This is a genomic window from Parasphingorhabdus litoris DSM 22379 (genome assembly GCF_020906275.1).
Classification (GTDB): Bacteria; Pseudomonadota; Alphaproteobacteria; order Sphingomonadales; family Sphingomonadaceae; genus Parasphingorhabdus; species Parasphingorhabdus litoris.
The window spans coordinates 868,809-892,136 of sequence record NZ_CP086727.1 but is presented as its reverse complement, the minus strand read 5'-3'; the positions used below and the strand labels follow the sequence as shown (position 1 = coordinate 892,136).

The following is a 23,328-nucleotide window of genomic DNA, read 5'->3' as shown; positions in this document are numbered from 1 at the left end:
ATTCCCCAGATTTGTTCGTTACTGTTCTTAGCTATCGCTCTTAGCGGGGTCCACCGCAATGCCGTCTTTAGAGCGATAAAATGTGTAGCTTAAGGTGATTTCTTCAATGTCACGCGTTTCTGGATCTTCCAAAATCGCGGGATCGACATAATATAATACGGGCATCCGCATCGTTTGCCCTGGCTCCAAAAGTTGCTCCGTGAAGCAAAAGCATTGCACTTTGTGGAAATATTTTCCTGCTTGTACAGGGGTCACGTTGAATGTTGCCGTGCCAACGACGGGCTGATCCGACTTGTTGGTTGCGATATAAATCGCCATGTCGCGTGCGCCAACGCTGACCCGGTCTACAGGGTTTTCAGGTTTGAATGCCCATGGCAAAGCGGAGTTCACATTGGAGTCAAACCTGACTGACATGACCCTGGAGGTAGCTTGCACGGTAGCCGCCTGGGCTTCACCTACACGCTGCGTTGTTCCGCCATATCCGGTAACGCGACAAAAAATTTCGTAAAGGGGTACCGCTGCATAACCCATGCCCAGCATAGCCAAACCCATCGCACCTGCCATCATGGCGCTGCGGATGTTTTTACTCGATAAATCTTGCGTCTGTGCGTGGCTCATGACACCGCTCCGTTTATCTTAACGAAGGTTATAAGATAAAATAACACTACCAGAAAAAAGAGCAACCCGGCCATGATAACTGCACGCTGCCTTTGCTTGGCTTGATATGCCTTTTGTTCCTCAGGCGACATTGTTGTTTTATGGGTATCAATTTCGCTCATGCGAACATCATCCTGTCCGCAACAAGCGCACCGAAAAGAGTGAAGAGATATAGTATCGAATAGCTAAAAAGATGCTTTTCCGCCTTCATGGCTGCAGGGTTCTCTGTCTTGCTCATGCCAACGCGGAAAGAGAGGAGAATGAACACCAAACTCAATATTATCGAAGAAGCGCCATAGATCACACCCGTCATTCCAAGGACATATGGTGCGATAGCGCATGCAGCCAAGATCAGGCTGTAAGCAGCAATCTGCTTACGCGTCGATTGTCGGCCAGCAACAACGGGCATCATCGGTATTCCCGCTTTGGAATAATCGCTGTTCACAAAAAGCGCGAGCGCCCAGAAATGCGGCGGTGTCCAAAAGAAAATGATGGCAAAGAGTAACAGCGGCATGATTGTGATATCGCCGGTTACGGCCGCCCAACCTATCACAGGTGGGAAAGCACCGGCGGCACCGCCAATAACGATATTCTGCGGCGTGCTACGTTTCAGCCATATGGTATAGACCACGGCATAGAAGAAGATAGAAAAAGCCAATATCGCAGCGCTCAACCAGTTGACCGCGACACCCATCAGCAAAACGGAAAAGACGGATAATCCGACGCCGAAATGCAGGGCTGTTTCACGGTCCATGCGGCCAGCCGGAAGTGGACGATCTGCTGTCCGTTTCATTACAGCATCGATATCATACTCATACCATTGGTTCAGGGCTGCAGAAGCCCCCGCACCCAGGCTAATCGCCAATATCGCAGTAAAACCAATCACCGGATGGATTGAGCCAGGAGCTGCCAGCAAACCACAAATAGCAGTAAAGATCACTAACGACATCACGCGCGGCTTGGTCAGCGCAAACAGGTCCTGTGCGCTAGCCAGCTTGTGGGATGATGTTGAAGCGATTGTCATATCTTTTTCAAATATCTCAAGTCGTCAATGTGGAGGTCTGTCCAGTAACCGAAAGGTCACGGGACAGACTGATCCTTGGTTTCGCCTCGATTATTTTATCTGAGGCAGTGTTTCAAACTGGTGAAATGGCGGTGGGCTGGACAATGTCCATTCCAGCGTTGTCGCTCCTTCGCCCCAGTAATTTCCTTCTGCCTTGCGGCCAGCAATCATCGACCAAGCAATGTTGACGAAGAAGATCAACACACCAACTGCCATTATCACATAGCCGATTGATGCGATCTCGTTCCAATAAGCAAACTGATCAGGATAGTCAGGATAGCGGCGCGGCATGCTCTGGTTACCCAGGAAGTGCATGGGGAAGAACAAAACGTTCACACCGATGAAGAAAATCCAGAAATGCAACTGACCAAGCAGTTCATTATAGTGGCGACCCGACATTTTCGGGAACCAATAATAGAAACCGGCAAAGATCGAGAAGACTGCCCCGAGAGACAACACATAGTGGAAGTGAGCAACCACATAATAAGTATCATGTAGATTGTCGTCGATGCCGCCATTGGCCAGCACAACGCCCGTTACGCCGCCTACGGTAAACATAAAGATAAAGCCCAATGCCCAGACCATTGGCGTTTTGAACGTCATGGAACCGCCCCACATGGTTGCGATCCACGAGAAGATTTTGATGCCAGTCGGCACCGCAATTACCATAGTTGCAGCCGTGAAGTACATCTTCACATTGACTGACATGCCCGTGGTAAACATATGGTGCGCCCAGACCACGAAGCCCACAACACCAATTGCCACCATTGCATAGGCCATGCCAAGATAACCGAAAATCGGCTTGCGTGAGAAGGTGGAAATAATGTGGCTGATCATACCGAAGCCAGGAAGAATCATGATGTAGACTTCCGGGTGGCCAAAGAACCAGAAGAGATGCTGATAAAGCACCGGATCACCACCACCAGCAGCATCAAAGAATGTTGTTCCAAAGTTCCGATCCGTCAGCAGCATCGTGATAGCGGCAGCCAAAACGGGGAGTGCGAGCAATAGCAAAAATGCGGTAACCAGAACCGACCACACGAACAATGGCATTTTGTGCAACGTCATGCCGGGTGCGCGCATGTTCAAAATGGTCGTTATAAAGTTAACAGCGCCCAAAATGGAACTCGCACCAGCCAGATGCAGTGAAAGAATGGCCATGTCCACCGCTGGACCAACCGAACCAGAAGTCGATAGCGGTGCATAGACCGTCCACCCGGTACCAGCACCATCACCCGTTCCACCAGGAACGAAGGCTGACCCGAGCAACAGCAAAAAAGCAGGGATCAACAGCCAAAAACTGACATTGTTCATCCGCGGGAATGCCATATCCGGCGCACCGATCATGAGCGGCACAAACCAGTTACCGAAGCCACCAATCATGGCCGGCATCACCATGAAGAAAACCATAATCAAACCATGTGCGGTGATAAGGACATTCCAAAGGTGAAGCGCTTCGTCCATGGATGCGCCTGACCCGACCCAGCCAGTGAGATATTGGATACCCGGCTCAGCCAGTTCCATCCGCATCATGCCGGAAATCGCGCCGCCAATAATACCAGCAATAATTGCGAAAATCAGGTAAAGCGTACCGATATCTTTATGGTTGGTCGACATGAACCAACGTTGGAAAAAGGCCGGCTTGTGGTCCGCATCATGCGCGTGATCATCCAAAATCTGGCCATCTGCTGCAATAGTTGTCATCGCTTGCGTTTCCCTTAATTCGCAGCGGCGGCTGCATCAGCAGGCGCGCCTTCTGTTGTCGTTTCATCTGATGCGACTTCTTCAGCCGCTTCATCATTACCTTCCTCGTCGGCAGCCTCTTCGCCTTTTACGGTTCCGCCATTAGCACGAACCCAGTCGTTAAACTTGTCTTCAGGCAACACTTCCACCGCGATTGGCATAAAGCCATGTCGCGCCCCGCAAAGCTCGGAACATTGACCGTAATAAACGCCCACCTCATCAATTTGCAGCACTTTTTCGTTGATGCGCCCTGGAACAGCATCGAGTTTGAACCACGCCGCCGGAATCGCAAAGCTGTGAATAACATCTGCGCCCGTGATCAACATTTTAACCGGCTTGCCAACAGGGATAACCATCCGGTTATCAACGGCAAGCTGAAATGGTTCACCACGCGCATCTGCTTCTTCTTCCGGAAGCATGTTGGAAATAATTTCGAAGTCACCATTGTCAGGATAATTATAACCCCAATACCATTGATATCCCGTGACTTTAACCGTCAGCGCGTCTTCCGGCGCTGGCTCGAACTGCTTGGCGAGCAAGCTGATCGACGGAACAGCAATAACCAGGAGAATGATAACGGGGACAACCGTCCAGACAATTTCTATGAATGTATTATGGGTCGTTTTCGAAGGCTCAGGATTAGCTCCACGGCGAAAACGGATCATCACCCAGAATAGTAACGCTAGAACGAACAGGCAAATAGCGGCCATGATAGGCAGCAATATGCTGTTATTGATCCATTTTGCTTCCTTGCCAGTCTCACTGACCTGTGGCTGAAAATCCAGACCTCCATCAACCGGCATTCCGACGCCTTCGGTTGGCTTCATCGGCGTATACAAAGCTGGATCAAGACCCGATGCCGGAGCCGCTTCTGCTTGAGCAGCCGTATCCTCTACGCTCGCCTCAGCTGGAGCAGCTTCCGCCCCCGGTGCTGCTGGCAATGCATCTTGCGCCATAGCCGCCGCTGGCGTGAGAATCAGGCCCAATGCCAGAATCCATGATTTCACGTAATGAGTCATACCTTGCTCAACCTTATATAAGCCCTAATTTTCGGTCGTTTTCAGCCCTTAAATCAGCCAGATATTCTGGTAAACATGCCCATTTGGGCATCAACCCGATTAACCTGAAACATCCCGTTTGGGGCGGCTTATAAGCAGGGTTGTCGCAAGCCTCAAGCTACTCTACGCATATTTTTTAAGTTTTTGGACTTTCATTGGAACAAAGATGAACCCATTTCCGAAATGAAAACGATACAGAATGGAATGAAAACATTGAACCAAAACGAAATATTGGACGAATTCCGCGCCTGTGACGCCCTTTTGGAAGGGCATTTCATATTGTCCTCGGGTCGCCATAGCGCAAAATATCTGCAATGTGCTCGTGTGCTGATGGACCCCGCTAGGGGAGCTAGATTGGCAGAAGCCCTAGTCGCCCAAATGCCCGAAGATATTCGCAATGCCATTGAGATTGTCGTTTCACCTGCAATGGGCGGTGTCATTGTTGGCCATGAAATGGGTCGAGCACTCGGCAAGGAAGCGATCTTTCTGGAACGCCCGGAAGGTACATTCGAATTGCGCCGCGGATTTCGCCTCGAGCCCGGTCAAAAAGTCCTGATGATGGAAGATGTGGTGACAACCGGACTCTCCTCGCGTGAAGCCATTAAGGCAATAGGCGACGCTGGCGGAGAAGTAGTCGCGGCCGGTGCACTGGTCGATCGATCGAACGGAGCAGCGAATTTTGATGTTCCTTTCTTTCCGCTAATCGCACTTGAAGTGCCCTCTTATGCGGATGACGAAGTACCCGCCGAACTGGCCGCTATTCCGACCACCAAACCTGGTAGCCGCGCAGCATGAGCAAAACTGCACATCTCAGACTGGGCGTCAACATTGACCATGTAGCAACCATTCGTAACGCCCGCGGTGGCGATCATCCCGAACCGAACCGTGCTGCGATCATCGCGGCAGAAGCGGGCGCTGATGGTATCACGGCTCATTTGCGCGAAGACCGGCGGCATATTCGCGATGATGATTTGATTGAGTTAATGGATGTGCTTTCCATTCCGCTCAATCTTGAAATGGCGGCTACCGACGAAATGCTTGAGATTGCGCTACGTCACAAACCGCATGCCGCTTGTATCGTGCCCGAAAAGCGGGAGGAACGCACGACTGAAGGCGGGCTAGATGCAGCCGGCCAGCACAACCGGCTGAAAGACTTTGTCGGGCAACTGCACGAAGCCAATATTCGCGTCAGCCTGTTTATCGAACCCGATCCCAGACAAATTGAAGCGGCAATTCATCTCGGTGCACCGGTGGTCGAATTCCATACCGGTCATTATGCGCATGCTGTAGGCGCAGATCGAGAAAAAGAGCTGTGCCGGATAAGTGACGCCGCAGCACTGGCTGCCAAAAATGGCATCGAGCCACATGCCGGCCATGGACTGACCTTTGATAATGTTGTTCCGATAGCTGCTATTCCGCAGTTGGTTGAACTAAATATCGGTCACTTCTTAATCGGTGAAGCGATATTTGGCGGATTGGCAGGAAGCATCAAAAGGATGCGATCACTTATGGATGAAGCGCGGTGATCCGAGGCTTCATCGCTGTCAGCGCCGATGGTTTTGTCGCAGACAATGAAGGCGGTGTCGGTTGGCTCGAACCATTTAACAGCGTTGACTATGGGTACGACCTTTTCGTTTCCGAAATTGAAGCTGTCGTGCTTGGCCGCATTACATATGAGCAAATCTTGTCCTTCGAAGCAGGATGGCCCTATGCGCGGAAACAGGGATTCATCGTGACATCGTCCCCACTAAATATTCCTTTTGCGGACGTCCAAACTTGGCATGATAGTGTCCCAGCACTGGCCAAAGAATTGAAGGAAAAAAGTCTGGACAGCTGGGTTGTGGGCGGCCCGAAATTGCAGACCGCTTTTATCGAGCAAGGTCTGCTTGACCGTCTGGAGCTTTTCGTCGTTCCTGTGCTTCTAGGAGGCGGCACCCCCTTATATCGAAGCACGAAAGCTATTCGCCATTTGCAGCTGGACCAAACGCAGGTCTATGACAAGGGAATGGTCAAACTCGACTACAGGATAGCTTCATGATTATCGGCCTCGGCTCCGACCTTTGTAATATCGAACGCATCCAAAATTCCTTGGATCGCTTTGGTGAGCGCTTTGAAAAACGTGTCTTCACGGAAGTCGAACGCGCTAAGGCTGCTCGTCGTCCTTACACCAAGGCCGGCACCTATGCGAAACGCTTTGCGGCCAAGGAAGCATACTCAAAAGCGGTTGGAACCGGTTTCAAAGCCGGTGTTTTCATGAAAGACATTGGTGTCATCAACGCCAAAAGCGGTGCACCGACCCTAGCTCTTAATGGCGGAGCCAAAAAACGGCTCGACGCACTGACACCCGAGGGATATGATGCGGTCGTTCATCTCACACTCACTGACGATCATCCATGGGCGCAGGCGTTCGTAATTATCGAAGCAATGCCGACGACATGACGTTAGTCGGTTTGATGACGACCGCTGCGACAATAGAAGAAGAAAACAGAATATGGCTTTAGAAAAGGCGGATGAGCAGGCTGTAAAAGCCGGTGGTTCCGAAAAAGAGAAGACTGATTGGGTCGGCGAGGCCAAGAGTATTGGCCTGTTGCTACTCGCAGTTCTGGCCTTTCATAGCCTGGTAGCAAAACCATTTTATATACCGTCAGTTTCGATGATGCCCGGATTGTTGGTGGGCGATCGCCTGATTGTCAGCAAATATGCTTATGGCTGGTCATGGGTGTCGCCGACTTTTCATATTTTGCCGCGGATGGAAGGGCGACTTTTTGGATCTTTGCCTGAACGGGGTGATATAGTAATCCTCACGCCGAAGAATCAGAGCAGCGATTATATAAAGCGCGTGATTGGTTTGCCCGGCGACACGTTCGAAATGCGCGGGGGACAGGTTTTTCTCAATGGCGAGGCGGTGAAGCAAGATGTCCAGCCCAATCTCAATTTACCGATCGATGCAAATGCACCTTGCGGTCAGGAATTTCCCGGACTGCGCGATACAGATGAAAGCGGCAATCCGGTTTGCGCACTTCCCATCATTCGCGAAACACTGCCAAATGGTGTCAGCTACGATATAATCGATCTGGGCCCGCAAGACACGGACGACCGCGCGCCAATTATCATACCAGAAGGTCATGTCTATCTTCTGGGAGACAATCGCGATCTTTCGGCGGATAGCCGTGTCGGTAGCCCGCTTGGTCTAGACGGAACCATTCCGTGGGAAAATATCGGTGGGCGCGCTGAGTTTATAACATTTTCGCTCGACGGCACGACCAGTCTTAACCCGTTGAGTTGGTTCACTTCATTTCGAAGCGGTCGCGCGGGATCCAGTCTGCGACCCGATCGCGCAGATAATGCGTCTGAATGAATCGATTGGTCTAAAGACGCAGGCCCAGCGTCTCGTCGAGACCCGCCATAATGTTTAGATCCTGAACAGCGCTGCCAGCAGCTCCTTTGCCGAGATTATCGAGCTTTGCGATCAAACGGGCTTGGTTGCCGCTTTGATTGGAAAAAACGAATAGGTCCAACCGGTCTGTCGCGGCGTCATTTTCGTTCAGAAGCAACTCGCTGACACCATTACCTTCATGCGCATGAACAATTGCGGACCCTTCATAGTGGCGCTCCAGAGCGTCCAGCAAGTCACTTGCCGATGCCCTGCTCCCCATAGCTGCAAGGTTTACAGGTACTTCTACGATCATTCCCCGATAGGCCCGCGCTACCGATGGCGCAAAAATCACATCATGGCTTAGATCAGCATGGCGCTTCATCTCCGGCATATGTTTGTGGTCCAGGGTCAACCCATAGCTGCGAAAACCGATATCAGCCTCTTGCGCAAATCTTTCGATCAGCGCCTTACCGCCACCAGAATAGCCCGATACCGCATTGACAGTATATGGCCAATCCGCTGTCAAAAGACCTTGCGCTACAAGGGGCGCGACGAGACCCAAGAAACCCGTGGGATAACAGCCGGGGTTCGATACAAATCTGGCACCGGCTATCCGCTCTCGCTGCCCATCCTTAAACTCGGCAAATCCGTAAACCCAATCCGCTGCCGTACGATGTGCAGACGATGCATCAATGACCCGCGTACGGTCATTTTCAATCAGTGATACAGCCTGTTTGGCCGCATCGTCAGGAAGACAAAGGATAACAAATTCACTGTCATTGATTGCTTCACGGCGAGCATTTGCGTCCTTGCGCTGCTCATCAGGCAATCGCACGAGATCGAATTCCGGCCGTGTCGCCAACCGGTCGGCAATCTCGAGGCCTGTAGTACCCGCCCCGCCATCAATGAAAACACTATATTGCATTATCGGTCAGCCGAGGCGCTTGCGCGCCAGAACTGGCTCTTCAACATCAGCATCAAAACGATCAATCATGTCGCTGAGTGGTTCGATGGCGACTTGCATCCAGTGAATATTGGCATGAATGATCTGTTTGTCGTTCGCCATTATGCCCACATGGTCGGGGAAAAAAATAATATCGCCGCGCCGTAGATCATCGTCATCTGCGATATCAGAGCCAACCGCTTTTAACTGTTGATCTGCATCTCGAGGCACCGATTGGCCGGTCAATCCCAGAACCATCTGAATCAGACCGGAACAATCCAACCCATCTCCACTACGTCCACCCCACAAATAAGGCGCACCAATAAGTTGCTCCGCAAAATCCACAGCACTATTTGTTCCATCGAAGACTGGTTTGGTGCCAATTTTCTGAACATGGCGAACATGGACATAGCCTTTACCGGTCTTCAAAAAATTACCGCATTCGCTGGGTTCGCTACAAGCCAGTTTTGCGCCCATCGGCAAGCGCTTAATCACCCCTGCCTTCACGTCAGGCGCAAGGAAGATCAAAGCAGCCCGAGCCGAAACGAGATGTGTGGGCTGAGCAGTCTTGCGTTGATGTTGCAGCGCATGAACTGGCAGATAGCCGACATAACCATCATGGTCGCAAAAACCCCAGGCCCAGTCCCCCACAACATCCAGCAGATGGAAGTCTTCACCATGCAAAAGCTCGGATACGGCTTCGTGGTCCTTGCCACTTTGCTTGCGGATCATAGCCTTTGGGGCTGCGCACCGCATTGGCAAAGCCTCCGCATAGTGAGGCGCGAACAATTTTCCAGCGAGAGCGATGTCGGCCAGATCACCACGATGCGCCGTGGTCCGCGGATCAAAATCCTCTTCGGGACCATGCAGCGAAAATTTCGCGCGTGCAGCCTGACTTCCGGCTTCTATATCCCCGACAATGTTCATTTGCTCTACATACCCCATTTACAACTTGTACCAAATCGCGAAGCCGCGCTTTATGACAAAGCTGTGACAATAGCCGCCCTTAACCGAGAACCGGCTGATTGATCAAGCGGCGACTGCAGCAGCCTATTTGGTGTAACGCGCTTTCAAATAGCTCCAACTCGCTCGCAAACCCAGCGCCTCGCCGCCTTTTGGACGTCCCGGTTTGCTAGCTGGTCGCCAAGCATAGGTGTCGAAATGCGCCCATGGGATGTCAGACGGAACAAATTTTTTCAGGAACAATGCAGCGGTTATACAGCCCGCAAAGGAACCGGTCGCCACGTTGTTGGTATCCGCAATCGGGCTTTTGAGACGATAATCATAGCGCGACCATAGAGGCATGCGCCACAATGGATCATCTTCCTCTTCACCGCTTTCCAGCAAACCTTCCGCCATTTCATCATCGTTACAGAACAGTGCCGGCAAGTCGGGACCTAAGGCCACCCTTGCAGCACCCGTCAGTGTAGCGAAATCAATAATCAGCTCCGGATCTTCTTCCCCAGCCAATGTCAAAGCATCACCCAGTATCAAGCGCCCTTCGGCATCAGTATTGCCAATTTCCACGGTCAATCCTTTGCGGCTCTGCAAGATATCTCCGGGCCTGAGCGCATGACCATCCACCGAATTTTCTACCGCGGGGACAAGCAGATGAAGATGAACAGGCAGGCCAGCCTCCATGATCATCTTGGCCAACGCTATGGCATGAGCCGCACCGCCCATATCCTTTTTCATCAGGAGCATGCCAGCAGGCGACTTCATCGAAAGCCCGCCGCTGTCGAAGGTCACACCTTTACCCACAATCGCTATTTTAGGAGCATCAGGCTTACCCCATTTTAGCTCTATCAGACGCGGCGCATGCTCGCGCATTGCGGCTTTCCCAACACCGTGGATCATTGGAAAATGCTTTTCCAACGTATCTCCACGCGTGACTTTGAGGTCAGCGTCATGCTTGTCGGCGAGTTTTTCAACAATATCCTCAAGCTTATCGGGGCCCATGTCAGCAGCTGGTGTATTCACCATATCTCTCACCAAAGCGGTGGCTTCCGCTTGACGAACAGCTTCATCGACCTGGGAAATCTCGTCTTTGACTAGAAGAACGCGCGGGCCTTGTTTGTTTTTCGGCTCTTTATATCGCTCAAAACCATGCTGAGGAATCAACCAGCTAAACAGGCCACTTTTGGCATTCGCTCCTTTTAGCCGATATTTTCCTTCTGGCAGCTTCCCACCCAATTTTGTCAATGCCCATGGGTCCAGACTCTTGTGGTTTTTCACACCAGCAACCACGGTAAAATCACCCTGCTCAGCTTTGTCTTTTGCTCCTTTGCCATTGACGATAGGAAGGATCAGGAACGACTTTGGATTGGCTACAAACTTATAGGCCGTTACTAGACTGCGAACGCTTTCAGGCTGGTCTTTCAACCAATCCTCAAAATTATGCACATCCAATATCTGAATTGTTCGGGCAGGCTGGCCTTTGTCGGCCTCTATCAATGTCTTAAAGTCTATCATCCGAATTCTATAGACGGACTAACGCGCTAACGCGAGAGGCGAATTAGGCCGCAACTGACTCGGTTTTCGAAGCTTCTGTCGCTGCTTGAGCCGAAACGCTTCCGGCTTTGGCAAAAACCATAACACCATCATCAACCGCATTATGCCGGAGATTAACGATATCCTTTGCGTAGTTCTGATTGAGCCGCCAGGGCTTCTTCTGACCTTGCTTAGGAAGATCGGCCGCAGCCCGTTCAATATAGCCGGACGAGAAATCCACTATAGTCTCGGGAATCAAAGAATCTGGATCAGATGGATGCGGATACGCAATCTGAACGCCCTTGCGATCCATGGTGTTGATCAATCGACAGATATACTCGCTGGTAAGATCGGCCTTCAATGTCCAGCTGGCATTTGTATAACCAAAGGTCATGGCGAGGTTCGGGACGTCAGAGAACATCACGCCTTTATAGTTGAAGCGTGATCCGAAATGCACCGGTTCACCATCAATTTCGAACTGAGCATGGCCGCCTGACACCAGCTTCAGTCCAGTAGCTGTTACGATGATATCGGCTTCGAGTTTCTCACCAGATTTCAAAAGGATGCCATCCTTCACAAACCGTTCAATATGGTCTGTGACGATGGACGCTTTTCCAGACTTCAGCGATTCAAACAGATCGCTATCCGGCACCAGACAAAGCCGTTGATCCCAGGGATTATAGCTGGGCGTGAAATGTTTCATATCGACACCGTCGCCCATTTCTTCGCGTACCATCTCAAGCAGCTTCTTTTTAAAAGCAGCCGGTTTGCTGCGCGCCAGATTGAAAGTGAAGAGTTGATAAAGCACGTTGCGCCAGCGGGTCACTCCATAAGCCCATTTGCTGGGCAGGAACTTGCGCATGGCGAGCGCAAATTTGTCTTCGGCTGGCCGGGAGACGATATAGGTGGGAGACCGCTGCAGCATGGTGACATGTTCTGCCGTATCGGCCATGGACGGTATCAAGGTAACAGCCGTGGCTCCGCTACCAATCACGACAACTTTCTTGCCTGCATAGTCCAGATCTTCTGGCCATTCCTGCGGATGAACGATCGGTCCGGCAAAATCATCCTGCCCCTTGAAATCTGGCTTATGTCCGCCCTCATAACTGTAATAGCCGGAGCACATGAAGAGGAAATTGCACTCTATCTGACTGGTAGATCCATCTCCATGAGAGAGATCCACCGTCCATCGGGCCGTTTCGCTGGACCAACTCGCATCGGTCACCTTGCGTTCAAAGCGGATATATTTTTCAAGCCCGTTTTCTTGCACCGTTTCCTGCAAATAGCTGAGAATTGTCGGTGCATCTGCAATCGCTTTGCGGGCTTTCCACGGTTTGAAATTATAGCCCAAGGTATACATATCGCTGTCGGAACGAATACCTGGATAACGGAACAGATCCCAGGTACCGCCAATCCGCTCGCGTCCTTCAACAATTGCGAAGCTTTTTCCCGGGCACCGCTTAGTCAAGTGTACGGCAGCGCCAATGCCGGAAAGACCAGCACCAACAATGAGAACGTCAAGAATTTCATTTTCCATATAACTTACTTACTGACATTAATGTCAATTACAAGACTTTGCTACAGAAAATAATCTACTCAGCTGCCTCAAGCGCGGGTTCAGCGTCTTTTGCTGCGTTACTATTGGGTCCGTAAAACTGGACCACACCATCATCAACGGCTTCATTGAGCAGGACCTTTTTATCAAACAGATAATCCTGATTGAGCTTCCAAGGCATTTTTGTGCTGTTGCGCGGCAGCTCGTGAATGGAGCGCTTTATGTAACCTGAAGAAAAGTCAAATAACTCTTCCTCTTCGACGGTTTCGGACAACACCGGATTCGCTATTCGTGTGCTGGTCGCATCCATATGATTGAGCATCCGGCAGACATATTCCGAGACAATATCGGCCTTGAGCGTCCAGGACGCGTTCAGATAGCCAAAGACAATTGCCATGTTCGGAATGTCGGAAAACATGCAGCCCTTATAATAGAAATGATCGTGAAACTTGATCGGCTTCCCATCGACTTCAAATGCGACCTTCCCCGCAACCGCAAGTTTCAGGCCAGTGGCCGTAACAATAATATCAGCGTCGAGCGTTTCCCCAGATTTCAGTTTGATACCATTCGCCGTTACCGTGTCGATATGACCGGTTTTGACATCAGCTGCACCAGAGCTGATTGCCTTGAACATGTCGCTGTCGGGCACCAGGCACAACCGCTGTTCCCAAGGACCATAGGGCGGCGTGTAGTCTTCCTTGTTATACTTGCTGCCCAGCTCTTTTTTGAGCGGTTTCTCGAGTTTCTTGATGATTTTCTCAGGCTTCTTTCGCGCCATATTGAAAGTGAGATCCTGCATCCACACGTTTTTCTTGCGGATAATATTATAGGCCCATTGGTCGGGCATGATCTTACGCAAGAAATTGGCGAGATGGTCTTTTGCATCCCTTGCAAAATACCAGGTTGGCGTGCGTTGGAGCATCGTTACATGTGCTGCCTTTTCTGCCATCACCGGAACGATGGTTACGGCGGTTGCGCCGCTACCAATGATCACAACTTTCTTGCCCGAATAGTCAAGATCTTTAGGCCAGAATTGCGGATGCACAACGTCACCCTTAAATGTATCAAGGCCGGTTATCTGAGCATCATAGCCCTGATCATAATCATAATAGCCAGATCCCATGTACAGAAAATTGGCGTGCATAGTGACCTGACTGCCATCCGATTTTTCCGCTGTAACGGTCCAGCGCGCGTCTTCACTCGACCATTTGGCTGAGAGAACTTTATGGCCAAAATGTATATGCTTTTCCAGATCATGCTTGTCTTTGATCCGGTGGAGATATTTCATGATTGACGGACCGTCAGCAATTGCCTTTTGCTCCGTCCAAGGTTCAAACTTGAAGCCCAAGGTATGCATGTCGCTGTCAGATCGAATGCCTGGATATTGAAATAGGTTCCACGTGCCGCCAATCTCGTCGCGGCGTTCAACCAGCGCAAAGCTTTTACCAGGACATTTATCGCGCAGATGCACCGCCATACCAATGCCGGAAATACCTGCGCCGACAATCAACACATCAACCGACATCAACGGTTCATTCGATATATTGTCGCCGCTCTCTTTTATCTGCGTAGCCATTTGCCGTCTCTCCCAGCTTTGTCTTCACTATGCCATTCCTGAGACAAGGTTGCAATTGACTATTTAATTGGCTGGTTAAAGTCAAAGTTCACACAGTTCTCACTAGAATCTCCTCAATTCCTGCAACCTATCGAATGGCCGAAATTGTCAAGTACGCGATGGGCACGCTGAATATGCCCCGCTAATGATTCTGAAGAACCGTTTTGACACTAACAGCGTTAGTCAGCCGTTTTGATATTCTGATCTTCCCGAGCCGGAACCCAGCTAATATTTGGCTCGCTATTCTCTACGCGCAACAACGGTGCTCCTGGCGCATCAATGTCAGCATTGCGAATTTCGATATTGGCCGGTGCATCATTGTCAAAAAGGAACACCGGTGCATCGTTATCAGACGCCGCACGAACTACGGGCCGGTCGATAATATATTTCGCTGTGCCACCGTGAAAGGAGAAATGTGCTGGCTTGCCAGAACCACCGCGAGAGCGCGGATCTTCGCTGCGACAATTTTCCACTTCACCAGTGCCCCAGAAGCGGAAATTTCGTTTGTTACCCTTCGCTACGCAATTGACCAGACGCACATCGGCGGATTTCAAATCAAATCCACCATCTGTGCTACCGGTCGCCACGCAGCTAAGATATCGGATGTTCCTATTACTGCGTTCGTCGGAAAATCCATCACCATTCCAATAGTCGCTGCTCGACCGACCAGTTTCCGCAAAACCATGCGCTTCGCAACGACGATAGATGATTGCCTGTGCTTCATCGTCTAGCACAAAGCCGGTGCAGTAACGTTCCGTCTCGGCGCTAGCCCGAGCGATAACATCCTCAATCAGACCATTGCGCGACCCATAACGAATGCGGGTCATGGCCCGTCTTATATCCTCCCCTTTAATCTGCCGAAGTTTGAAATTCGTAAGGGACGCTGGCGAAGAGCGATTGGACGCGGTATTTTCCAAGAAACGATAGAGGTCGCGGCCCTCAATCTGCTCCACCACCAAACCATCCGTTGGGACATTTACGCGTATTGCGCCGTTACCCAAATTGAGGAATTTCGAATTTCTGATGATCAGTCCCGATTGCGCTCTCAGGCCTTCTCCAGAGCCATCACCCTGAAATGTCCGCCCCTCAATAGTTGCAGCTTCAGCTGCGCGCGAACACCCAGCAAAAGTGGCGAGAGCAATGGCGGAAACAAAGGTTCGGCGGTCCAGATAGTCCATGACTTCACATCCCTGCTATAGTGATACCTACGAGAAAACGGTGGCGAGAAAATTCGCGCCCCGGAAATGTTCCAGAGGCATCTTGATCACGAAAGTCATATTGCGCATGCAGCGAATATCGCGGAGCGAGGCGCCATTCGACGCCCATTCTTGCCCCAGTAATATCATAATCCCGATCAATGTCCTGGAACCGATCCTCTTCGTAACTGATGCTCGCGCTGACGATCAGGTTTCGTAGCAATTCATAGTCCGCTGTCAGAGAAAAGGCCGTTGCAACATAGGCTCCCGAACCCAGTGTTGATGACTCTTCCACACCGCGATTGGCACCCGCTGTCAGCGTTACAAGCGGCGTGACAAAATATTCGATCTTCGCTCGCGCTGCAAAACCATCGGCATCTTCAAATTCCGCATCTTCAAAATCTTGTTTAAAATAGCCAACACCGATTTCGGATCGGACGAGCTTACTCAACTGAAAGCTCGTCCCGGCGGTAATCTCATAGCCCTTGGAATCTCGCGATGGCGACAAGGGAGGCTGACTTTTATAGTCGCGCCGGTTGACGCTGCCGTTGATAAAGACAGATGCATTGGGGCTGATGGCGAATTCTGCGCCCAGGTCGCTGGTAAACACGGTGCGATTGCGAAAGTCCTGATCAACAAGAACATCAAAACCGTCACGGCCGTCTTTATAATTGCGCGTTTCTACGCCGGCTCGACCGGCGATTCTTAGTCGCCCGAAAGTCCGAGCTGCCCCTGCGAAAGCCGAAGCGAAGCGATATTGAACCGGCTTTTGCAAATTGAGAGGTGATGCCGGATCCGTCCGATCCTCCGTCCTTTGTCCGTTACGCGTCCCCAGATAAATTTGTCCTTCGCGGTCCAAATCCAGTCGTCCGCGCAACCCAAGCACATAGTCAGTCGTGCTCTGGCTGTCCGTGCTCAAAAATTGTCTGCGCTCCAGCTCGGCAGCAGTCTCAACGTTAAAATTGCCGAACCGCTTAGATGCAGTGACCTTTGGCTTCACACGAACAATCAGATCGTCACTTTCATCGCGCACCGCAAATATATTGCTGTCATACAATGTGTCGACCGTGATGCTTGGCATGATCTCAGCACCGCCAATGCGATAGGGCACAGGATCGAAGGCGGGTTGCGGCCGCTCTTGAACACTGAGAATATCGGGTCGTTGGAACTGAAGACTTTCATCGCGAAAATCTTCGAGAACTTCCGATTGCTGGGCGTGAACCGTGCCAGGTACCATACCGGAAATCAGCAGAGAAACAGTGGCAAAGAGGCCTGGCTGACGCATATATGCTTCAACTCCTTGTTTAGCCCCAAGGTTGAACAGCAAGCCCAGTCAACTACGCTGTTTGAAGGTTCATCTCTATCACCTGCCAGTAACGCTGTGCTGCCTTTTCCGGTGTATAGTCTTTGGTGCGGGTCAAAGCGAGCTGAGCGAAGCGTTTGCGTTCCCCATCATCCTGTAAATATCGCAAAGAATCGGCCATGGCGTCGACATTATTGCATGGCACCAGGATACCGAATTCAGCCAAGGTCATCGCTTCGACCGAAAGATCATTTTTGTTCGCCAGAATTTCCGATGGTCCTGACCGACAATTGGTAGCAATCACCGCAGTCCCCGTGCTCATTGCTTCCACCAAAGCATTTGGAAAACCTTCCGCATTGGACGGCAAGACAAAAATTTGAGCATCAGCCAATAAAGGAAAGGGGTTTTGAATGAAGCCGGGGAGGATCACACGGTCCTTCAGGCCAAGATCAACAATTTGTCGCTCCAGGTCTGCGCGAAGCGGACCATCACCTATGATGATAAGTTTACCCGCAACAGACGACGCCGCAAATGCGTTAATCAACAGAGCGAAATTCTTGTTCTCAACCAACCTGCCCATCGCGATTATGTAAGGTTCGTTGGGATGGGCCGGGAATTTTTCCAATGCTTGACGAGCGATACGGACGGTATCAACCGGATTGGCGATAACACTCATCACATCGCGCGGCACTCCAAAGTCATCAGACAGACCGTCAGCTACGCCTTGCGATACCGCAATGATATGGGTGGCGTGCCGGTAAGATAATCGGACGAGCCCCCTACTCAGATGTCCCGACAGGCCCTTACCGAGATGTGCGCTGGTATTCACTCGTTCACTTATGTTCCAAGGCTTACCCGTTCCAATGCGGCTCGCCCAATTGGCGACATTGGCGCGCGTCAGAAAACTCAGCGTTGCTGCCGGGCTCAAAGATCTTTCCAGCGCACGCAGTTGAAGGATCGACTGCAACAAACTGCCGCGGCAATCGAGCTGATGTAAAGTTACCCAATCCGGTATGTCATAAGCAGCTGGCTCATCATCCAGAAGAGCCAAAACCATCTCATACCGGTCCTGATAAGCTTCAGAGTGCAGAAGCAATGCGGCCATTACGCGCTCTGCGCCGCCGCCTGCCAAGGAGTTGATGATGAAGAGTATTTTGGGCCGCAAAAATATGAGTCCTGGTCAATGAAAGCGTTCGCCATCTATCAAAACGCCAAAGTCAGAAAAATACTCCGTCGCTGTAGCGCGCCAATTTCGGGTTGACGAGAATGCCTAATGATTCAGAAGAATAAGATGATCACAGCGATAGCAATGATGATCCAGATAGTCAGACCTGCACCGGCGATTACCCACATTCGTCCAGGGAGTTGTTCCGCCTTGCCAGAGGCTGACGATCTCTCAGACCTGCCACGAGAGCTCTCCTTCTCGCTTTCATCTGCGACGGGTTTATCTTTGGCAGGTGTACGAGCGCTGACGTTATTTCCAGACATAACGTCATCGGAAATGGAAGCTGGCCTAGGACCAGCGGAATTTCCGCTCCTGTCGTTCAATCATGCCTCCCCTGCTCCCTTTGAAAGGAACGCAAAAGTCACACAGGGCGCAGGCTCGCCTTAAAATAGCTTCTCTTCGCTCCTGTCTCCACTTTCCTGAATAGCGAAAAACCGCAAATAATGGCATAAAAAATTACGCCCTCTATTTGCCACAGGGCCATTGTTGACAAGTTCATGAAAAGAAATGACAAATGCGCGAACAATAGAGTTGCGCGATCTTCTGCAGGTGCTTGAAACGCCAGCTTGGCCATGATGAACCAAAAAACCAGCAACAAAAACACGCCCGCCCAGCCCAGTTCGTAGAGATAGGCAACAATTGTGTTGTGCGGATAGACTTTGAATATCTCTTCCCAACTATCCGGTCCAAAACCAATGAGATGATTGAGTGTTGATCCATCCAGCCATGCGTAAATATAGCCGGACCATATGTAGATACGACCGGATAATAAGCGGCGCTCATCAAAAGAAAACTCGGCCTGCGGTTTGATATATTGGCCTGGGTCACCAAAAAACACTGTAAGATCATTAAATCGTTCGGCAGAAAAGCCCGCTAATATGAATATGCCGACCAGGGTTACCAACGATATGATGATGGCCAATATCACTCTTTGTTCGCGGACGAATGAGAACATCGTGCTGCTAACCAATTGGATGGCGGCCAAGGGCAGCACGGCCAACATAGTGGTACGATAGTTGGCGAGAACAATTCCGCCGAGCAGGACAGCAGACAGACCTGCCTGAATAAGGCGCGGTAAAGTGACCGCGAAACAGGCCACGACAAAAAATGTCGCCATCGCGATAGAGAATGTGGCTTCGTGATTATAGCCGCCAATATAACTGCTCGAACCATCGAATTCCGACGCTTTGACAGCCCCCAACCCAATGGATAGAAATTGAAACACGAGCAGCGGCGCAAAAGCCCAAAGTAGCGGCGTAAAAAATCGCGCACCCTCATTTTCAAGCAGAGCGCGATAGACAGCGATCATCAGGACCATGAAATAGAGATGCTTCACCGCCGCGTTAAGCGCTGTGAAGAGGCCATCATTAGCCGCAGCGCTGATCAGTGAGAGCAAGACCAAGGCATAGATCGGCAAGAGTGGTTTCAGAAGAAAATGGCGCGGAGCCACAAGCATTAAGCCTAAACCTGCGATTGCAATCGAACCGAGCGCATTCAGGCTTAATCCAGCAATCACTGGTGAAAATGTGATCTCATGAAATGCGCTCATGATGTAGCGAAGCCAGATCGCAAATATCACAAACCGTGCTGGATATCCTCTCACTTTCTTAAGTGCGACAACCATTGGTACCGCTAGCAAAGCGGCAACGAGAGCCAATAGCGGTAGCGGCAGTGAGGGCGCTCCGCCGTCCATTATGATGCTCGGTTAATTTGGGTGGAAGACAAGACCAAAACGCAGAACTCTAAGCGTAATATTCTTTATATTGCTTGAAATAGAGACCTGCATCGCCAAAGCCGGTCCGGGCTTGTTCAACAACATCCACGCGGCTTAATACGACACCGGCAATATTGGCGCCAACACCATCCAACTGATGCAATCCGATTTCCGCTGCCTTGGCCGGTGTTTTTTTCCACTGAACAAGAAATAGTACCAAATCTGCAAGAGCAGCGAGCATCCGAGATTCCGCTACCGGCAAAACGGGCGCGGTATCCAGCACGACAAATTGAAATTGCCCGCGCAGTTCTTCAAGCAAGTCTGTCATGGCCTGTGATCCCATCAAGTCGAAGGGCGTTTCTTCATCCGGTTTTTGCCCAAGGAAATAGGTGCCACTGTCCTCATCATGGACAATTGCCTGTTGCAACGATGCCTCGCCGTTCAAAACAGCGGTCAAACCATGTTTTATCGACTTTGCTAGCGACCGAGATGACGCCTGCCTACGGGAGTCGCAATCGACCAGCAATGTACGGATCCCTGATCGCGCGGCCGCACTGGCAAGACAAATGGCGGAACTGGTTTTACCTTCACCGGGCAAGGCCGATGTGATCGATATGATTTTGGTCTGACGCTGCGCGGCAGACCTTCCAGCAGGGGCCATTACCAAACTGGTTTTCAGGGCACGAAAAGCTTCGGCAAAAGCGGACTTGGGATGCTCGATCAGAAATTGCGGCGGCCATGGTATCGGCTCGCGCGATTTTCTGACTTCGGGAAGTGAGCCAATTTCAGGAATAGAACCGAGCGCGCTGACCTGCAGCCTTTTTTCGATATCGGCTGCGGTACGCAGACCGTTTTCCATAAACTCCCTGCCCGCCACAACCGCTGTTGAACATGCACCAGCGGCAACAAAGGCTACCGCAATATATAATAGCGGATTAGGCGATATTGGCATAGCAGGAATAGCTGCACGAGATACTTCTTTGGCTCCGCTAGTCTCTGTGCCCTGACGAGCAACAGATTCTTTGTATCGATCGAGAAAGCCCTGATAGAGTTCACGAGCTGAAGCAGCATTGCGTTCCAGTTCGCTAAGCCTCACCGATGCATCGCTGTCTACTGCCAAACGATTTTGCAATCCGGCAATGGACGAAGCAATTGATGCGGTCCGTCCGCGCGCTGCAGTGGCTTCAGTGTTTAGACTTGCGACAATCCGCTCCACTTCAGCACCAATCTGGACATCAATATCAGCCAGTTGGCTTTGCGCTTCAATAAGGCTGGGATGACGCGGACCGTAGCGGGTCGTGAGATTTGCAACTTCGGCGCTTGCTGTCGCACGTTGCGACCGTAGCGCCCCCACCACCTCGGATTCGAGCGCTGCGCCCAGCGACTCTCCCGTCAATCCTTGAGACACTTGTGACCGAGCTGTAGCCAATCTGGAGTTTGCCACAGCTTCTGCAGCCCGAGCTTCGGCCAATTGATTGTTGAGAACAGACAATTCCTGCTGCGTAATCGAGCTTACATCGGTGGCTGCGAACAATCCTTCTTCAGAGCGATATTGCGCCACCTGCGCCTCGGCAGCCAGAACCTCGCCGCGAAGTTCCTCTAATCGCGTCTCAAGCAGATCAGCACTTCGTTGGGTCGAACCAGCCTCACCTTCCAAACGGGTTAATAGATACTCATCGATTGTGGCATTGGCGATATTCGCAGCCATTTTTGGATTTTCGGACGTGTATCGCACCGCAATCGCGTAGGACACACCTTCACGCTGAACTTTCAATGCGCTTCCCAATATCCGGATAGCACGATCACGTGCGACCCGCTGTTCTGCGGCCGTTGTCGGTGGAGATGCACCTTCTTTCAAAAGAGCCGGATTGAACTCTGGCTCCTGAACCAGCTTGAGCGCATCAACCACCCGGCCAGCGATAAACGGTGATTGCAATATCTCGACCGTTGTGTCGACGGTTGGCGAGTCGGTCGTCAACGCTGGTGAATCGGTTTCAACCGGAATAACGTCCTGCGCCTGCCGCTCAACAACCATTGTCGCCGTTGCCAAATAGCTTGGCGTGGTCAGAAAATAGGCAGCGGCGGTCGCAGCAAGGGCAAGGATAGAAACCAGAAAAACCGGGATCAAATGTTTGCGGAATGCACGACCGATCGCCCGCAAATCAATCAGCTCACTGGATTCTTCCGCAACAAACCGGTCGAGCGGCAACGGTGTATCCGACATTTTATTCATGGCACGCCAGCTCCTTCACAAAGCCCCCTGCGTTTTCGCCCTGATTTCCGCCCCTAGCTCAAATAGTTACGCCCCTTTTACTGCCCGATAGATGCTTTGTCGCATTGCCGCTGGCATTAGCCGCAAAGTCTCGATCATCACAAACAACCCGACCCCCTCAGGCATACAAAGATTGCGAGCAAACTGCCGTGATATCGTCCCACTCTTGAATGAAAATCGCGCGTATAGCCCAATTTGCTGATTGATGAGCTTGCGGAGCAAGATCCGCTCTTCTCCACCAACCTTATCCATCATATCCCGCGCCGTTTCCACCATGATCGGAATGGTATCAGGATGAGTCATCTTGCTCACCTTGTTATCGGTATCGCGATGGAATTCTGCGCTGACTTTAGGGACATAGGTAAATGGTGCGCGCGCAAGGGCCCGCAGCCACATGTCCTTATCACCACCGCGCACGGCCTTGCCTGCCGGAAAGGGGCCGACCTGCTCCAGCACGTCGCGACGGAAGGCAGCGGCACTCGTCCAGATCGGACATTCCCCGCTCTGCACCCAGATATTGAGACTCTGCTGAAAGTCAGCGGCACGTCCTTCAAATGAAGCGAGCGCATCAATCATCTTGGAGGGCTCGCGATGCGCTTCGAAAACATGCTCATACCGTGTTGCGACACAACCTGCTTGCGGTGCTTTTTGTATCGCAGCCGCGATATCTGCCAGATGCGAGGGATGCCAAATATCATCAGCATCGAGAAACGCGATCCAGTTACCATTCGCTTCAGCAATACCAAGATTACGGGCAGCATAACCACCAGGACCAGGCGTATCGCGAAACAGCACACGAATGGATGGATCTTGGAATTGAGAGATGATGGAAGCGCTATCATCGGTGGACGCATCATCAATGATGATAATCTCTTCAGGGGACCGACTCTGTTGCAAAGCACTTGTTAGACTCGCCGCGACATGACGGGCCTTGTTATGGACCGGAATGACGACAGAGAATCTTAGATCAATCATTTTATCCCGTTTTTTGCAGTGCCGAAGATAATGTGTTGCGTGACATCGACGAATGGATTTTTAGCCTTGCCAACCGCGCCATACAGGCATTTATAGAACCCAGCTCCTTCGTTGTGCAATGCAGTAAAGTTCGGCCGGTCCGG

The 23,328-nt window shown here is 51.2% G+C and carries 22 protein-coding genes; 6 read left to right on the top strand and 16 right to left on the bottom strand.

Annotation, left to right across the window (positions count from 1 at the left end):
• Positions 1-27 precede the first annotated feature (27 nt).
• The 5 genes from BS29_RS04435 to coxB form a co-directional block, all read right to left on the bottom strand.
• Positions 28-618 carry a cytochrome c oxidase assembly protein gene (locus BS29_RS04435; RefSeq protein ID WP_229956014.1) on the bottom strand — a complete coding sequence of 197 codons (591 nt, stop codon included), beginning with the start codon at positions 616-618 and terminating at the stop codon, positions 28-30.
• On the bottom strand, positions 615-779 hold the full coding sequence (locus tag BS29_RS04430; protein ID WP_229956013.1) for a hypothetical protein: 165 nt from the start codon (positions 777-779) through the stop codon (positions 615-617). Before BS29_RS04430 ends, BS29_RS04435 begins: the two co-directional genes overlap by 4 nt.
• A complete protein-coding gene (locus BS29_RS04425; protein ID WP_229956012.1) occupies positions 776-1,681 on the bottom strand; it encodes a heme o synthase in 906 nt (301 codons plus the stop codon). The genes BS29_RS04430 and BS29_RS04425 overlap by 4 nt, the downstream gene beginning before the upstream one ends.
• A 90-nt stretch (positions 1,682-1,771) precedes the next feature.
• Entirely contained in the window at positions 1,772-3,424 is a 1,653-nt protein-coding gene (gene ctaD / locus BS29_RS04420; protein WP_229956011.1) for a cytochrome c oxidase subunit I, read from the bottom strand.
• Positions 3,425-3,438: 14 nt separating this feature from the next.
• On the bottom strand, positions 3,439-4,482 hold the full coding sequence (coxB, locus tag BS29_RS04415) for a cytochrome c oxidase subunit II (protein WP_229956010.1): 1,044 nt from the start codon (positions 4,480-4,482) through the stop codon (positions 3,439-3,441).
• A gap of 243 nt (positions 4,483-4,725) precedes the next feature.
• Here coxB and pyrE point away from each other — a divergent pair, with 243 nt between their 5' ends.
• The 5 genes from pyrE to lepB are packed head-to-tail and all read left to right on the top strand — an operon-like array spanning position 4,726 to position 7,879.
• A complete protein-coding gene (gene pyrE, locus BS29_RS04410; protein WP_407673772.1) occupies positions 4,726-5,316 on the top strand; it encodes an orotate phosphoribosyltransferase in 591 nt (196 codons plus the stop codon).
• Positions 5,313-6,047: a pyridoxine 5'-phosphate synthase gene (locus BS29_RS04405; RefSeq protein WP_229956008.1), complete on the top strand. Its 735-nt coding sequence runs from the start codon at positions 5,313-5,315 to the stop codon at positions 6,045-6,047. Before pyrE ends, BS29_RS04405 begins: the two co-directional genes overlap by 4 nt.
• Positions 6,044-6,559 carry a dihydrofolate reductase family protein gene (locus BS29_RS04400; protein WP_229956007.1) on the top strand — a complete coding sequence of 172 codons (516 nt, stop codon included), beginning with the start codon at positions 6,044-6,046 and terminating at the stop codon, positions 6,557-6,559. The genes BS29_RS04405 and BS29_RS04400 overlap by 4 nt, the downstream gene beginning before the upstream one ends.
• Positions 6,556-6,960, top strand: coding sequence for a holo-ACP synthase (acpS, locus tag BS29_RS04395; RefSeq protein WP_229956006.1), 405 nt, complete (start codon positions 6,556-6,558; stop codon positions 6,958-6,960). Before BS29_RS04400 ends, acpS begins: the two co-directional genes overlap by 4 nt.
• Before the next feature lie 52 nt (positions 6,961-7,012).
• The gene (gene lepB / locus BS29_RS04390) at positions 7,013-7,879 is read left to right on the top strand and encodes a signal peptidase I (RefSeq protein ID WP_229956005.1); all 867 of its coding nucleotides are present in this window, start codon (positions 7,013-7,015) and stop codon (positions 7,877-7,879) included.
• Positions 7,880-7,889: 10 nt separating this feature from the next.
• On the opposite strand, the gene argC is transcribed toward lepB, so the two are convergent.
• The 8 genes from argC to BS29_RS04350 all read right to left on the bottom strand — a co-directional run bounded on the left by argC (position 7,890) and on the right by BS29_RS04350 (position 18,164).
• On the bottom strand, positions 7,890-8,822 hold the full coding sequence (argC, locus tag BS29_RS04385) for an N-acetyl-gamma-glutamyl-phosphate reductase (RefSeq protein ID WP_229956004.1): 933 nt from the start codon (positions 8,820-8,822) through the stop codon (positions 7,890-7,892).
• A 6-nt stretch (positions 8,823-8,828) separates the two neighbouring features.
• The gene (locus BS29_RS04380) at positions 8,829-9,767 is read right to left on the bottom strand and encodes a C40 family peptidase (protein WP_229956003.1); all 939 of its coding nucleotides are present in this window, start codon (positions 9,765-9,767) and stop codon (positions 8,829-8,831) included.
• Positions 9,768-9,890: 123 nt separating this feature from the next.
• The gene (locus BS29_RS04375; RefSeq protein ID WP_229956002.1) at positions 9,891-11,312 is read right to left on the bottom strand and encodes a leucyl aminopeptidase family protein; all 1,422 of its coding nucleotides are present in this window, start codon (positions 11,310-11,312) and stop codon (positions 9,891-9,893) included.
• A gap of 43 nt (positions 11,313-11,355) precedes the next feature.
• Positions 11,356-12,867 (bottom strand): flavin-containing monooxygenase, encoded by a 1,512-nt coding sequence (locus BS29_RS04370; RefSeq protein ID WP_229956001.1) that lies wholly within the window; start codon positions 12,865-12,867, stop codon positions 11,356-11,358.
• A gap of 55 nt (positions 12,868-12,922) precedes the next feature.
• Complete coding sequence (locus BS29_RS04365) at positions 12,923-14,461, bottom strand: flavin-containing monooxygenase (protein ID WP_229956000.1); 1,539 nt, start codon at positions 14,459-14,461, stop codon at positions 12,923-12,925.
• Between the two features lie 218 nt (positions 14,462-14,679).
• On the bottom strand, positions 14,680-15,678 hold the full coding sequence (locus BS29_RS04360; RefSeq protein ID WP_229955999.1) for a hypothetical protein: 999 nt from the start codon (positions 15,676-15,678) through the stop codon (positions 14,680-14,682).
• 4 nt (positions 15,679-15,682) lie between these two features.
• Complete coding sequence (locus tag BS29_RS04355) at positions 15,683-16,981, bottom strand: outer membrane beta-barrel protein (protein ID WP_229955998.1); 1,299 nt, start codon at positions 16,979-16,981, stop codon at positions 15,683-15,685.
• 52 nt (positions 16,982-17,033) lie between these two features.
• Positions 17,034-18,164 carry a glycosyltransferase gene (locus BS29_RS04350; RefSeq protein ID WP_229955997.1) on the bottom strand — a complete coding sequence of 377 codons (1,131 nt, stop codon included), beginning with the start codon at positions 18,162-18,164 and terminating at the stop codon, positions 17,034-17,036.
• A 108-nt stretch (positions 18,165-18,272) separates the two neighbouring features.
• Here BS29_RS04350 and BS29_RS04345 point away from each other — a divergent pair, with 108 nt between their 5' ends.
• Positions 18,273-18,611, top strand: a complete 339-nt coding sequence (locus BS29_RS04345; RefSeq protein WP_229955996.1) for a hypothetical protein — start codon at positions 18,273-18,275, stop codon at positions 18,609-18,611.
• Here BS29_RS04345 and BS29_RS04340 read toward each other — a convergent pair.
• From BS29_RS04340 to BS29_RS04330, 3 genes are all read right to left on the bottom strand, one after another.
• Positions 18,586-19,917, bottom strand: a complete 1,332-nt coding sequence (locus BS29_RS04340) for an O-antigen ligase family protein (protein WP_229955995.1) — start codon at positions 19,915-19,917, stop codon at positions 18,586-18,588. The genes BS29_RS04345 and BS29_RS04340 overlap by 26 nt on opposite strands.
• A gap of 49 nt (positions 19,918-19,966) precedes the next feature.
• Complete coding sequence (locus tag BS29_RS04335) at positions 19,967-22,171, bottom strand: GumC family protein (RefSeq protein WP_229955994.1); 2,205 nt, start codon at positions 22,169-22,171, stop codon at positions 19,967-19,969.
• A gap of 66 nt (positions 22,172-22,237) precedes the next feature.
• Complete coding sequence (locus tag BS29_RS04330) at positions 22,238-23,185, bottom strand: glycosyltransferase family 2 protein (protein WP_229955993.1); 948 nt, start codon at positions 23,183-23,185, stop codon at positions 22,238-22,240.
• Positions 23,186-23,328 lie beyond the last annotated feature (143 nt).